We start from the raw sequence: 13,997 nt of genomic DNA, 5'->3' as shown, positions 1-13,997 counted from the left end.
TATCATGCCGAATAAAATCACCACGACAAAAAGCAAATCAAAAGCTGCTAATGCATTGGCCGAGCAAAAGATTCCTGCCGTTAAAGCACAGAAAGCACCGGCCGCCCCCGTGGCTCCGCCAGCAAACCCTGTGGCGGTCGAAGTGGTTGCCAAAGGCCGTGGCCGCAAGAGCAAAGAGAAATTGATCATCGCGCCTCAAGCCGCTCCCCTTGATATGGATGCCAAGCGCAGCCGCCTCAAAACCCTGATTGCCTTGGGCAAAGAACGTGGCTATCTGACGTATGCCGAAATTAACGATCATCTGCCTGACGAGCTTGTCGATGCAGAGCAGATCGAATCGATTATTGCCACCTTTGCGGATATGTCGATACAAGTGTTTGATGAAGCGCCTGCTGTCGAAGACATGCTGCTGAACCAAACCACGCCAGCACCTGTTGATGCCGAAGAAGTTGAAGAGCAAGCCGAGCAAGCGTTATCGACGGTTGATTCCGAATTTGGCCGCACGACGGATCCAGTGCGTATGTATATGCGCGAAATGGGCTCGGTTGGGCTGTTGACGCGCGAGAGCGAAATTGAAATCGCCAAGCGCATTGAGGATGGCTTAAAGCACATGGTGATGGCTATTTCTGCCTGCCCCACCACCATTGCCGCCATGCTCGATATGGCCGCTCGCGTCGCGCGCGATGAGATGCGCATCGATGAACTCATTGATGGTCTGATTGATCCGAACGCCTCTGACGAAGAGCTGGAAGCCGCCGCCGCAGAAGAAGAAATTGAAGAAGATTTTGCCGATGGGGATGACGGTAGTGCGCAAGTTTCTGCCTCATTACTGAAGCTCAAGCAGGACGCATTAGAACGCTTCTCGCTCATCCATGCGCTCTACGGTAAATTGCAGCAGACCTTATCCAAGAAAGGTTCTGAGGATAAAAGTTATCTGCGCGTCAAAAAGCAGATTGCAGATGAGCTCCTGAATATCCGCTTCACTGCCAAAACAATTGAACGGCTGTGCGGGTCGGTGCGCAGCATTGTTGATGCCGTGCGTAGCCACGAACGGAAAATCCTGCATTTTTGTGTAGATAAATCGCATATGCCACGACAGCATTTCATTAAGGCATTCCCCGGCAATGAGGTCAACATGGATTGGGTCAAAAAAGAGATCCAGTCAGGTAAGCCCTATGCTGCCCTATTGATGCGCAATGCCCCTAATGTCTTGGACGAGCAGCACAAGTTGATCGACCTGCAAAACAGTACAGGGATCCCGCTCAAAGAACTCAAAGACATCAACAAACAGATGTCCACTGGTGAAGCCAAGGCCCGCCGTGCCAAGCGCGAAATGACCGAAGCCAACCTGCGGCTGGTGATCTCGATTGCCAAAAAATACACCAACCGTGGCTTGCAGTTCCTTGACCTGATTCAAGAAGGCAACATCGGTCTGATGAAGGCCGTGGATAAATTCGAATATCGCCGTGGGTACAAGTTTTCGACTTATGCCACCTGGTGGATTCGGCAAGCCATTACCCGCTCGATCGCCGATCAGGCGCGCACTATCCGCATCCCGGTGCATATGATCGAGACCATCAACAAGATGAATCGCATCAGCCGTCAGATATTGCAGGAGACAGGTCAAGAGCCGCTACCCGCCGTACTGGCAGAAAAAATGGAAATGCCCGAGGATAAAATTCGCAAGATTCTGAAAATTTCCAAAGAGCCCATTTCCATGGAAACGCCGATTGGCGATGATGACGATTCGCACCTGGGCGACTTTATCGAAGACCAGGCCACGCTGCTGCCTAACGAAGCCGCGCTGTTTTCAAGCCTGCGTGATGTCACGAAGGAAATTCTCGACAGTCTCACCCCGCGCGAAGCTAAAGTGTTGCGCATGCGGTTCGGTATCGAAATGAACACTGACCACACGCTGGAAGAAGTCGGCAAGCAGTTCGATGTGACCCGCGAGCGTATCCGCCAGATTGAAGCCAAAGCCCTGCGCAAACTGCGCCATCCGACCCGTTCGGAAAAACTGCGCAGCTTCCTCGATTCGGAGACCTGACAGAGCCTGACATACGGGCTGCCGCATCACCAAAATGTTGTGCGGTAGCTAGTTATCTACTACGCGTGGTAACACCTACACCGCTTACGGGCCCATAGCTCAGTTGGTTAGAGCAGTCGACTCATAATCGATTGGTCGCTGGTTCAAGTCCAGCTGGGCCCACCATTTTTTGCAAACCCAACCGTGAGCGGTTGGTTTTTTCATTGGCTCATTGTGCTTAACGACGGTTACAGAAGCAAATTGCAAAAGTCGGCGCTGGCAAGACGGCGGCATATTGCTAAAAAAGCCTTTGGACGGTGGGAAGAGCGATAGTCCGCAGTTGTTTCAGTTACCATTATTCTTTCGTGTGCGAGGTCTTCATGCCGTTTCCTGCTGATAAATCCCCGGTTAATCGATTAGCAACAGCCACCTCGCCTTATCTGTTGCAGCACGCACATAACCCGGTGGCGTGGCAGCCCTGGGATGAGCAGGCGCTGAATCAGGCGCGTCAGGAAAATCGGCCTATCCTGTTGTCCATCGGTTATTCGGCCTGCCACTGGTGCCATGTCATGGCGCATGAATCCTTTGAAGATATAGCCGTGGCAGCGGTCATGAACCGGCTGTTCGTGAATATCAAGGTGGATCGTGAAGAGCGCCCGGATCTGGATCAGATTTACCAGACGGCGCATCAAATGCTGGCGCAACGCGCAGGCGGCTGGCCGCTGACGATGTTCCTCACGCCTGATGGCACGCCGTTTTTTGGTGGTACGTATTTCCCCAAAACACCGCGCCATGGCCTGCCCGCGTTTACCGATCTCTGCGAGCAGGTGGCGGAGGCGTTTCATAAACGCCGCCGCAACATTGATGAGCAAAACATCGCGCTGCGCAACGCGCTGGCGCAGACGCTGCCGGATGCCTCGATTGGCGTGGCAGCAACGGTTTTCGACACGCAGCCATTGATTGCCGCCACCGAATCGCTGGCGCAGAGTTTTGATCGTACTTATGGCGGCTTTGGCCGTGCGCCAAAGTTTCCGCACCCTGCCGATTTGTCCTTTTTGCTGCGGCATGCCGAACCACGCATGCGCTCGATGACGCTGGTCACTTTGCAGCGCATGGCCGAAGGCGGCATTTACGATCAGGTGGGCGGTGGCTTTTGCCGTTACAGCGTGGATGAACGCTGGGAAATTCCGCATTTTGAAAAGATGCTCTACGACAACGGGCCCTTGCTCGCATTGAATGCCGATGCCTGGGCAGAAACCCGTGATCCGCTTTTCGCGCGTGTTGCCGAAGAAACAGCGGCTTGGGTGATGCGTGAAATGCAATCACCGGTACCGATCAATGGTGCCGGTGGTGGCTACTACTCTTCGCTGGATGCCGATTCAGAAGGCGAAGAAGGTAAATATTATGTCTGGACGCGCGAGCAAATTCAGACTTTGCTGACCCCCGAACAATGGCGCGCTGCCGCCCCGCATTGGGGGCTTGAAGAGGCGCCTAACTTTGAAGGCCACTGGCATTTGAAGGTGGCCAAAGCGCTGGATGAGGCCGGCCGGCCGCTGATTACAGCAGCCAAGCAGACACTCTACGCAGCGCGCGAACAGCGTATCCGCCCGGGTTGCGACGACAAGATACTGACCAGCTGGAATGCACTGATGATCGAAGGCATGGCGCATGCTGCGCGTGTTTTTGATCGACCTGACTGGCTCGCCTCCGCACAAGCGGCGCTTGATTTTTTGCGCAACAATCATTGGCAGAATGGCCAGCTCTACGCCACCTCGCGCAACGGGCAGGTGCACTTGCCGGCTTATCTCGACGACCACGCCTTTTTGCTGGCCGCGCTGCTTGAATTGATGCAGGCCGAGTTTCGGCCCGCCGACCTGGCTTTTGCACGGGAGCTGGCCGATGTCCTGCTCGCCGATTTTGAAGATCGTTCCGCAGGCGGCTTCTTTTTCACCGCGCATGACCACGAGGCACTGATTCTGCGTCCCAAACCCGGCCACGACAATGCCACGCCATCGGGCAATGGCATTGCGGCATTTGCTTTGCAGCGCCTGGGCTACCTGCTGGGTAATGTGCGTTATGTGGAAGCTGCGGAGCGCACTTTGCGACTTTACTGGCCGCAAATAGCGCACTCAGCCATGGGTTTTAGCAGCCTGCTATTGACGCTGGAAGAAACGCTAACGCCACCAGATATGGTTATTCTGCGCGGCCCGGCCGAAGAATGTGCTGCCTGGCAACAGGCGCTCGGGGCAAACCCGCGCCGCATGGTATTGAGTTTGCCCAATGTCGCCCTCAATGCAACCTCTGATTTACCGGAAGCACTGGCCAAGCCTGAAAGCGAGCATGTCAACGCCTGGATATGTCGCAGCGTTCACTGCTTGGCTCCCGTTGATCGCCTGGAAGCCGTAAAGCAGCAACTTGCTGTTAAATGACAAGAGAAAATGTAATTTCTTGTAAGTTGGGCGCCAAATAGTGTTTCGCCTCATTGTAAAATCGACGCCATCACAAAATTTGTTTTTTTAACTCTGTCTAGAAGGAAGGTTCATATGAAATTAGTTATCGCCTCTGCCTTGGTTGCTGTGGGCATTCTGTCTTCTGCCTCAGCCTTTGCCAGTAAAGAAAAGGACCTGGCCACCAAGAGCGCCTGTATGGCTTGTCATGCGGTCGACAAAAAACTGGTTGGCCCTGCCTATCAGGACGTCGCCAAAAAATACGCCGGTGACAAGACAGCGGAAGCCAAGCTGGTAGAAAAGGTCAAGAAGGGGGGATCCGGCGTTTGGGGCCCCATTCCCATGCCACCGAATGCAGCGGTTAAGGATGAGGACATCAAAACTCTGGTTAAGTGGGTGCTTGCTGGCGCCAAGTAACTCACACACCGGCGCATTCAGCGACACATCTGCCCGGTTGCCGGCAGAAAAGCCAGTCCGTTGTGACTGGCTTTTTTGTTTCTGTCACAATCACATGGTCGTATGATGTGCAATTCATCCTGAACGGAGTATTTCCATGAATTTTTCCTTCACCTCCCTCTCGTTTGCGCTGGCAGCCGTGCTCGGTCTTGTGGCCTGTAGCAAGAATGCGCCATCCGATGCCACCACCGGGCCCATCGTCATTCGCTTCGGCCATGCTGCGCCACTTACGGGCCCGCAAGCGCATCTGGGCAAGGATAATGAAAACGGCGCGCGCCTGGCCGTGGAAGATGCCAATGCCGCTGGACTGAAGTTTGGTGGCCGACAAGTAAAGTTTGAACTGCTGAGCGAGGACGATCAGTCGGATCCGCGTCAGGGTAATCTCGTGGCGCAGAAGTTTGTGGATGCCAAGGTGAATGCCGTCATTGGCCATCTCAATTCCGGTACCACGATACCAGCCTCCCGGCTCTATGCCGCTGCCGGCATCCCGCAGGTGTCGCCTTCTGCGACTAATCCGGCCTATACCGAACAAGGCTTCAAAACCGCCTTCCGCGTCATGGCCAATGACGAGCAGCAAGGCAAGGTGCTGGGCAAGTATGCGGTCAATAATCTGCAAGCCAAAACCATCGCCGTCATTGACGACAAGACGGCCTATGGCGAAGGCCTGGCGACGGAGTTCAAGAAAGCTGCCGTTGCCGCAGGTGCCACCGTGGTGGCTGAAGAGCATACCGATGACAAATCGGTCGATTTCAAATCCATTCTGACTACCATCAAGGGCAAGCGTCCCGACCTGATTTTCTTCGGTGGCATGGATCCGCAAGCGGCGCCCATGGCGCGGCAAATCAAGCAACTGGGGGTCACTGCTAAATTTCTCTTGGGCGATGGCGGCTGCAACGTGGATTTCATCAAGAACGCAGCCGATGCCAGCGAGGGATGCTACTGCTCGCTACCCGGCATGCCGCTTGCCAAGATGGCCGGTGGCGCGCAATTCGCTCAACGCTACAAGGCCCGTTTCAACGCCGACATCCAGTCATACGCGCCTTATGCCTATGATGCCGTGATGGTTCTCGTCGAGGCAGCAAAGCACGCCCAATCCGGCGAGCCGGACAAAATTCTGGCCGAACTGCCGAAGACCGACTACACCGGCGTGACAGCACGCGTCATGTTTGATCCCAAGGGCGATTTGAAAGATGGCGTCATCAGTCTTTACGTCGGCAAAAACGGTGCCTGGGAACCACTGGAAACCATCAGCACCGCCGTCTCACCAGCGCCGACCTTTACGAAGTAGTGTTGGCCTGTCATTGATCGCTGCAGAAGCTGTGTCTCGGCCGTCTCTTGCTCGCATCCTTGTCGTATTATTCGAGCCGTGGATATTTTTCTTCAACAAGTGGCCAATGGCCTCACGCTGGGCAGCATATACGCACTCGTCGCTCTCGGCTATACCCTGGTTTATGGCATCCTCGGCCTGATCAATTTTGCGCACGGCGAAGTGGTGATGGTGGGCGCACTCGCATCACTGGCAGCAACGAAATTCCTGCTCGCCGCCGGTCTGCCGCCACCCGTGGTGTTCGTTCTGGCTTTTCTGTTTGCCGCCGTGGTGTGCATGACGCTGGGTGTCGTCATCGAGCGCATCGCTTATCGCCCCTTGCGCAATGCGCCGCGTCTGGCGCCGCTGATTACCGCCATCGGCGTATCCATCATTTTGCAACAACTGGCAATGATGATCTGGGGGCGTAGTTATCACGCCATGCCGCAGCTTTTGCCGGAGACTGCCTATGTGCTGGGCGGCGTGCAAATTACCGCGATTCAACTCATCATTGTTGGCGTCGCCGCGCTGACCATGGCGGCCCTGCTGGTGCTGGTGAATCGCACCCGGCTCGGCCGCGCCATGCGCGCCACGGCAGAGAACCCAGGCATTGCCGCACTGATGGGCGTCGATGCCAATCGCATTATCGCGCTGGCCTTCCTGATCGGCTCCGCGCTCGCGGCGCTGGCCGGCATGCTGGTGGCATCCAACTACGGCATCGCGCATTACAACATGGGATTCATGCTCGGCCTGAAAGCGTTTACTGCCGCTGTGCTGGGCGGTATCGGCAATCTCGCCGGCGCAGTGGTGGGCGGTTTGCTGCTCGGTGTGATCGAGGCACTTGGCGCCGGCTACATTGGCGATTTGACTGGCGGCGTGCTGGGCAGCCAGTATCAGGATGTGTTCGCCTTCTTTGTCCTGATCGGCGTGCTGGTGCTGCGACCAGCCGGATTGCTGGGTGAACAGGTGGCGGAGCGAGCATGAGTGCGGTGTCCATGCTGCATGATTTGCAACGCAATGTGCCGCGCAATCTACAGTTGGCGCTTGCCATCATCGCTCTGGCGGTGTTGCCTTTTATGGTGAGTTCCGGCCTGGGCAACACCTGGTTGCGGGTGCTCGACTTTGCGCTGCTCTACGTCATGCTGGCGCTGGGACTCAACATCGTGGTCGGCTTTGCCGGCTTGCTTGATCTGGGCTACATCGCGTTCTATGCCGTCGGCGCTTATGTTTATGCGCTACTTGCCTCGCCACAGCTCGGCCTGCATTGGCCGGTGTGGGCCATCCTGCCGCTGGGCGCGCTTGCCGCGTGCGGCTTTGGCGTTGTGCTGGGTGCGCCGACGTTGCGTTTGCGCGGCGATTATCTGGCCATCGTGACGCTGGGTTTTGGCGAGATCGTGCGCATTTTCATGAATAACCTGAATGCGCCGGTGAACATCACCAATGGTCCCAAGGGCATCGCCGGCATTGATCCCGTACAGCTTGGCGGCCATGCCCTGTCACAACCGCTGGAAATTTTTGGTGTGAATATCCCCGCGCTGGTGCTGACCTATTATTTTTTTCTGGCGCTGGTGCTGATCGTCATGCTGGCCGGATTGCGTTTGCAGGATTCGCGCATCGGCCGTGCCTGGGCGGCGATCCGCGAGGATGAAATGGCCGCCAAGGCGTGCGGCATCAATACGCGCAACGTCAAGCTGCTGGCTTTTGCCATGGGCGCCAGTTTCGGCGGTCTGGCGGGCGGGTTGTTTGCCAGCTTTCAGGAATTTGTCTCGCCGGAAAGTTTCAGCCTGATGGAGTCGATCATGGTGCTGTGCATGGTGGTGCTTGGCGGCATGGGGCATATTCCCGGCGTCATCCTCGGCGCGCTGGTGCTGACCGTTTTGCCCGAAGCCTTTCGTCATGGTGCGGGGCCTGTGCAGCAAGCGGTTTTCGGGCAGGTGCTGGTCGATCCGGAGAATCTGCGCATGCTGCTCTTTGGTCTGGCGCTAGTCGCCGTCATGCTCTATCGCCCCTCTGGCTTGTGGCCTGATCCACGGCATCGGCAAGAGTTCAAATCCCGATGACGGCCTTGCTCGAAGCGCGCAACATCGGCAAGCGCTTTGGCGGCGTGCGCGCGCTGCAAGACGTTTCGCTGACCATTCGACGCGGTGAAATTTATGGTTTGATCGGGCCCAATGGCGCGGGCAAGACCACTTTTTTCAATGTGCTGACGGGTCTTTATCCACGCGATGAGGGCGAGGTGATTTTTGCCGGCGCACCGCTACCGCTGGGCGAACCGCATCGCGTCACGCAAGCCGGCATTGCGCGCACCTTCCAGAACATTCGTTTGTTTGCCAACATGAGCGCGCGCGAAAACGTCATGGTCGGCCGCCATGCCAGAAGCAAAGTCGGCGTTGGTGGTGCGGTGCTGCGCAGCCGGGCGCAGCGTGAGGAAGAAGCCGCGATTCGCCGCCGGGCCGATGAGCTGCTGGCCTATGTCGGCATCGACGCACGCGCCGGCGATCTGGCAAAAAACCTGTCCTATGGCGATCAGCGGCGGCTCGAAATTGCCCGCGCACTGGCCACCGAGCCGCAACTGCTGGCGCTGGACGAACCCGCCGCCGGCATGAACGCCACCGAAACCGCAGCGCTGCGCGGACTGATCGTCAGACTGCGCGACGACGGCTTTACCGTGTTGCTCATCGAGCATGACATCAAGCTGGTGATGGGGCTCTGCGACCGCATCGCCGTGCTGGATTATGGCCAGAAAATCGCCGATGATGTGCCCGCTGAAGTGCAACGCAACCCCAAAGTGATTGAGGCTTATCTTGGCACAACTGCATGACATGCCACGATCTGCTGCCACAAACCATCAGCCCTTGCTGAATGCCGTTAATCTTCAGGTGCGCTACGGCAGCATCACGGTCGTCAAAGGTATTTCTTTTAGTGTGGCCGCGGGAGAGATGGTGTGCCTCATCGGCGCCAATGGCGCAGGCAAAACTTCCACACTGAAAGCGCTTGCGCGCATGATTCCGGCCGCTGGTGAAATCCATTATGCGGGTCGACGCATTGATGGCTTGCCTGCGCATGGGTTGATTAGTCAGGGTTTGGCGCTGGTGCCCGAGGGACGCGGCGTTTTTTCGCGTCTGACAGTGGCGGAGAATCTGGCGATGGGTGCGTATCACCGCAACAAGCATGACGAACGTGCCGCCGTCAATGATGACGAAGCGCGCATGTATGCTCTGTTTCCGCGTCTGGCGGAACGCCGGCGGCAACTGGCGGGGACGCTTTCCGGTGGCGAGCAGCAGATGCTGGCCATTGGCCGCGCCTTGATGGGCAAGCCGCAACTGCTGCTGCTTGACGAGCCGTCAATGGGGCTCGCGCCGTTGATGGTGCAAACCGTGTTTGATGCCATTCGCAGCGTCGCGCAAAGCGGCGTGACGATTCTGCTGGTGGAGCAAAATGCGCGGCTTGCACTCACCGTCTGTAGCCGTGGCTACGTCATGGAAAGCGGCATGATCACGCTGGCCGACAGCGCCGCGAATCTGCTGGCTGATCCGCGCGTGCGGGCAGCTTATCTGGGCGAGTAAACGTCTTGCCCCAAGTACGGGTTCAAACCTTACTGGAGGGCGCTGGTGACACGGCGATATGGCGAAAAAGTTAGCCTGGTGATTAGCTCGTTGATTAGTCCGTTGCCTTGGTGAAGGCGAAAGCATCGGAGAAAAATTCCTCCGCAGGCAATCCGTGCGCAATGAAATCGCGTTGCGCTGCATCCACCATTGCGGGAGCGCCACAGGCGTAAACCTGAAACGTGGCTAGTGTCGGCTGATCTTCCAGCACGGCCTGATGGACCAGCCCTGTGCGGCCCGCCCATTGATCCGCTGCATCGGGTTCGGAGAGCACCGGCACATAGTGGATGCCCGCTTGCTCTGCCATCCAGCGTTCAGGTAAATCATTCAGATAAAGTCCTGCCCGATTGCGCGCCCCCCAGTAGAGCCTCATTGGCCGCTGGATGCCGCTGTGCAGTACATGTTCAATGATGCTCTTGATCGGCGCAAAGCCGGTGCCGCCAGCCACAAAAATAATCGGCTTATCAGAAGTTTCGCGCAGAAAAAATGTGCCCAATGGGCCACGCAGCCGCAGAATTTCTTTTTCTTTCATGTGGCTGAATAGGTGGGAAGTAAATTCACCGCCAACCACATGCCGGATATGCAGTTCGAGCAACCCCTCGGCATGCGGGGCATTGGCAATAGAGAAAGCGCGCGTCTTGCCGTTTTTGAGCAAAAACTCAATATATTGCCCAGCCAAAAATTGCAGGCGCTCATTCACGGGCAGCTTTAACGACAGCACAATCACATCCTCAGCAACCCGTTCGATTTTTTCTACTCGACACGGTAGCGTTTTTACGGGGATGTCATTTGTGCCGCTCACTTCGCGGCATTCCAGCACCACGTCAGACAACGGTTTGGCGCAGCAAAGCAGCGTATAGCCTGCGGCGCGGTCTGCCAGTGACAAGGCGCCGGGCTGGATATCCCCATGATCGACAAGTCCTTCCAGAACTTTGCCTTTGCATGATCCGCATGCGCCATTACGGCAGCCATAAGGCAGAACGAAACCAGCATCCAGCGCGGCTTGCAGCAAGCTATCTTCCCCATGCGTCAAAAAACTGCGCGCGCTGGGTGCAAGCGTAATGCGTAAGGGTTGAGTAAAGGCGGGTTGAGCAGAGGCCATGCGATAATTGTCCAGTGAAAAAAAAGTGGTCTCGAAGAATATTAATTGTGGGTTGCGGTGACGTGATTCGCCGCGTGCTCCCCGAATTACTGCAACGCTGGCATGTGCTGGCGCTGGTGCGTACCCGCGATCCCCGCCTGACGGCGCTGGGTGTGCGCCAGATTGAAGGCAATCTCGACCAACCCGCCACGCTGCGCCGTCTGGCAGGCATTGCCGACGCCGTGATTCACAGCGCACCACCGCCTGCAGAAGGCCAGACGGATTCGCGTACCACGCACTTGCTCAGCGCTTTGCGCCGTGGGAAAAGTCTACCACGGCAGATTGTGTACATCAGCACCAGCGGCGTTTACGGCAACAGCCAAGGCGCCGTGGTGAGTGAAACGCGCCCGCTGGCCACAAAGTCGGCGCGGGCGATACGGCGCGTCGACGCCGAACGCCGCTTGCGGGCTTTCGCTTGTCGCGGGGGGCGCCACATAGGTCACCACAATTGCTGTGTCAGCATCCTGCGCGCGCCGGGAATTTATGCCGCCGACCGGCTGCCGCTGGAGCGTTTACGTCAGGGCTTGCCGCTCTTTGTGCCGGAGCAAGACAGCCACACCAATCACATTCATGCGGCCGACCTTGGTCGCGCCTGCCTTGCTGCTTTACATCGCGGTCGCCCCAACCGCACGTATAACGTCAGCGACGACTCAGTGTTTTTGATGGGTGAATGGTTCGACCTGCTGGCCGACAGTTTCGCTCTGCCGCGTGCGCCGCGCTTGCCGCGCGAGACAGTACAGCAACGCGTATCGCCGTTGCAGTGGTCGTTCATGAGCGAATCGCGGCAGCTCGACAATACCCGCATGAAGCGTGAACTAGGGCTTCGTCTGTGTTATCCAACCGTCGCTACAGGCATCAAGGAAACATCATGCTCTGGATAAAAGTGTTTCATATTGTTTTCGTCATCAGCTGGTTCGCCGGTTTGTTTTATCTACCGCGCATTTTTGTCAATCTTGCACTGGTGCCCCCCGATAGCGCTGCCGAACGCGATCGGCTGCTGTTGATGGCGAAGAAACTTTATCGCTTTGTCACCCCGATCGCCGCATTGGCGATTGGTCTCGGCTTCTGGTTATGGTTCGGCTTCGGCTTTTCCGGGGGCTGGCTGCACATTAAAACTGCGCTAGTGGCAGGGCTCGTTGTTTATCACATCTGGTGTGGCCGAGTGCTTACCCAGTTTACGCGCGGTGCGTCGCTCCATAGCCATGTTTGGTTTCGGTGGTTCAACGAAATCCCCGTGCTGGCACTGATTGCCATTTGCATATTGGTTGTCATTAAACCCTCTTTCTGAAGGCAGTCATTTCTCGATGAACACTTATTTTGCAACTTGCCCGCGCGGCTTGGAAGAATTATTGGCGGATGATTTAACCGCCTGCGGCGGAATGCAGGTGCGTCCGGTGGCAGGAGGTGTTGCCGCCAGCGGTAGTCTGGAGTTTGCTTATCGCGTGAATCTCGAATCGCGCATTGCGACGCGCTTGTTGCACCGTATTGCCAGCGCCGACTATCGCGGCGAGGCGGATATTTACAAGCTGGCGTATGACATTAACTGGCACCAGTTATTCTCTGTTGATCGCTCAATTCGGGTGTATGTCACGGCCATCCGCTCGCCGCTTAAAAGTCTGGAATTCATCACGCTGAAAGTAAAAGATGCGGTGTGCGACCGCTTTCGCGCCGAGACCAGCCGCCGTCCCAGCGTCAATACCAAAAATCCTGAAGTACGCATCCATCTGTTTTTGACAGATCGTACAGCCACGCTCTATCTCGATACCTCCGGCGAGCCACTCTATCTGCGCGGCCACAAGCTGGCCAAAGTGGGCGCACCGCTGAAAGAAAATCTTGCTGCGGGCATTCTGTGTTTGTCCGGCTGGCAGCCGGGCACGCCCTTGCTGGACCCAATGTGCGGCAGTGGCACGTTTTTGCTGGAAGCTGCGCAAATGACGCTGAATGATGCGCCGGGATTGTCACGCGAACAAGGTGGCTTTGGCTTTGAGCATCACAAAACATTCGACGCCGGACTATGGCGCAGTTTGCAGCGCCAGGCGGCAGAACGGCGATGCATGGTAGAAGGTCCGCTGGCAATTTTTGGCAGTGATCAAGATGTGGATGCAGTGAGCCGCTCGCGGCAAAACCTTGCGCATGCCGGATTGGATGGTCTCGTGGTGCTGGAAAAATCTGACCTGCTGCACCGCACGGCGCCTGCTGCGAGTGGCGTGCTGGTGGCTAATCCACCCTACGGTGAGCGGCTCGGCAGTGCTTCAGCGCTCGCTGCGTTTTATCCGTTGTTGGGGAATGCCTTAAAGCAGCATTTTGCCGGCTGGCACTGCTGGTTTCTTTCTGCCGATACACAGTTGCCCAAGCGGATTCGCTTGCAGACTTCACGCAAAATTCCCTTGTATAACGGTGCGCTGGAATGTCGGTTATATGGATTTGATATGGTTGCTGGCAGTGCCCGCCGCAATGTCTCGGCACAAGACAAAAAAGAAAGCTAACAAGCGAAAGTCAGCGTAGCGATTGTAGCCAGGGCCAGATGAATCGATAGCCTACTACCACCAAGCCTATCGTCCACAGCCACTTGCTGCGGATCAGCATTAAAAAAAGCGCGAGCAGCCCGGTGATTTGACTTCCTGCTGGAGCGCGTTGTGAACGATGTGGAACTTGGGAAATCGCAGCGCGACTGAATTGTCCTCGTTCTTCTTTACCCACCAAGGTGTCACGAGAAACAAACGGATCATCGAAGGCATCAAACTTCAATGGCTGATCGTCTTCAGCTTCAACCATCTTGAGCGCTTCGCTGAACTTGATGCCAAGATGTTTTGCCGAGTTAATGGCGCGAACAAATGTATTGGTTTCAGCAAGAAAAACCACTTCGGCAGCGATCTCCATCGGCAGTCCCTGGCGGGAACCGTTACGTGAATCCAGAATTAGGTGGCGAATGAATAGATTCAACTCTGGCGTCCCCCACAGGGCACAGATTTTTTTGTCAGATGATCGATCGCTTCCAGCGCTGCACGGGTTGAGC

The 13,997-nt window shown here is 56.5% G+C and carries 13 protein-coding genes and 1 tRNA gene; 12 read left to right on the top strand and 2 right to left on the bottom strand.

Annotation, left to right across the window (positions count from 1 at the left end; translation table 11 throughout):
- The first annotated feature begins 4 nt into the window (after window positions 1-4).
- From rpoD to PG1C_RS13495, 9 genes are all read left to right on the top strand, one after another.
- The gene (rpoD, locus tag PG1C_RS13535; RefSeq protein ID WP_202635253.1) at window positions 5-2,047 is read left to right on the top strand and encodes an RNA polymerase sigma factor RpoD; all 2,043 of its coding nucleotides are present in this window, start codon (window positions 5-7) and stop codon (window positions 2,045-2,047) included.
- 88 nt (window positions 2,048-2,135) lie between these two features.
- Window positions 2,136-2,212, top strand: a tRNA-Ile gene (locus tag PG1C_RS13530).
- A gap of 194 nt (window positions 2,213-2,406) precedes the next feature.
- Complete coding sequence (locus tag PG1C_RS13525) at window positions 2,407-4,455, top strand: thioredoxin domain-containing protein (protein WP_202635252.1); 2,049 nt, start codon at window positions 2,407-2,409, stop codon at window positions 4,453-4,455.
- Between the two features lie 114 nt (window positions 4,456-4,569).
- On the top strand, window positions 4,570-4,890 hold the full coding sequence (locus PG1C_RS13520) for a c-type cytochrome (protein WP_202635251.1): 321 nt from the start codon (window positions 4,570-4,572) through the stop codon (window positions 4,888-4,890).
- A gap of 136 nt (window positions 4,891-5,026) precedes the next feature.
- On the top strand, window positions 5,027-6,217 hold the full coding sequence (locus tag PG1C_RS13515) for a branched-chain amino acid ABC transporter substrate-binding protein (RefSeq protein ID WP_202635250.1): 1,191 nt from the start codon (window positions 5,027-5,029) through the stop codon (window positions 6,215-6,217).
- A 78-nt stretch (window positions 6,218-6,295) separates the two neighbouring features.
- Window positions 6,296-7,219, top strand: a complete 924-nt coding sequence (locus PG1C_RS13510; protein ID WP_202635249.1) for a branched-chain amino acid ABC transporter permease — start codon at window positions 6,296-6,298, stop codon at window positions 7,217-7,219.
- 11 nt (window positions 7,220-7,230) lie between these two features.
- Complete coding sequence (locus PG1C_RS13505; protein WP_202637083.1) at window positions 7,231-8,295, top strand: ABC transporter permease subunit; 1,065 nt, start codon at window positions 7,231-7,233, stop codon at window positions 8,293-8,295.
- Window positions 8,292-9,056: an ABC transporter ATP-binding protein gene (locus tag PG1C_RS13500; protein WP_202635248.1), complete on the top strand. Its 765-nt coding sequence runs from the start codon at window positions 8,292-8,294 to the stop codon at window positions 9,054-9,056. Before PG1C_RS13505 ends, PG1C_RS13500 begins: the two co-directional genes overlap by 4 nt.
- 34 nt (window positions 9,057-9,090) lie before the next feature.
- Window positions 9,091-9,801 (top strand): ABC transporter ATP-binding protein, encoded by a 711-nt coding sequence (locus PG1C_RS13495; protein WP_479687755.1) that lies wholly within the window; start codon window positions 9,091-9,093, stop codon window positions 9,799-9,801.
- 94 nt (window positions 9,802-9,895) lie between these two features.
- On the opposite strand, the gene PG1C_RS13490 is transcribed toward PG1C_RS13495, so the two are convergent.
- The gene (locus PG1C_RS13490) at window positions 9,896-10,942 is read right to left on the bottom strand and encodes a CDP-6-deoxy-delta-3,4-glucoseen reductase (RefSeq protein ID WP_202635247.1); all 1,047 of its coding nucleotides are present in this window, start codon (window positions 10,940-10,942) and stop codon (window positions 9,896-9,898) included.
- A 47-nt stretch (window positions 10,943-10,989) separates the two neighbouring features.
- On the opposite strand from PG1C_RS13490, the gene PG1C_RS13485 reads away from it, so the two are divergent.
- The 3 genes from PG1C_RS13485 to PG1C_RS13475 are packed head-to-tail and all read left to right on the top strand — an operon-like array spanning window position 10,990 to window position 13,467.
- On the top strand, window positions 10,990-11,862 hold the full coding sequence (locus PG1C_RS13485; protein WP_237218205.1) for an NAD-dependent epimerase/dehydratase family protein: 873 nt from the start codon (window positions 10,990-10,992) through the stop codon (window positions 11,860-11,862).
- Window positions 11,850-12,269, top strand: coding sequence for a CopD family protein (locus PG1C_RS13480; protein ID WP_202635245.1), 420 nt, complete (start codon window positions 11,850-11,852; stop codon window positions 12,267-12,269). The genes PG1C_RS13485 and PG1C_RS13480 overlap by 13 nt, the downstream gene beginning before the upstream one ends.
- 16 nt (window positions 12,270-12,285) lie before the next feature.
- Window positions 12,286-13,467, top strand: coding sequence for a THUMP domain-containing class I SAM-dependent RNA methyltransferase (locus PG1C_RS13475; RefSeq protein WP_202635244.1), 1,182 nt, complete (start codon window positions 12,286-12,288; stop codon window positions 13,465-13,467).
- 10 nt (window positions 13,468-13,477) lie between these two features.
- Here PG1C_RS13475 and PG1C_RS13470 read toward each other — a convergent pair whose 3' ends face one another.
- A complete protein-coding gene (locus tag PG1C_RS13470) occupies window positions 13,478-13,861 on the bottom strand; it encodes a hypothetical protein (RefSeq protein WP_202635243.1) in 384 nt (127 codons plus the stop codon).
- Between the last annotated feature and the right edge of the window lie 136 nt (window positions 13,862-13,997).

Origin of the sequence: Rugosibacter aromaticivorans (assembly GCF_000934545.1) — a bacterium.
GTDB lineage: Bacteria > Pseudomonadota > Gammaproteobacteria > Burkholderiales > Rhodocyclaceae > Rugosibacter > Rugosibacter aromaticivorans.
This window is presented reverse-complemented; position numbering and strand designations above follow the sequence as displayed.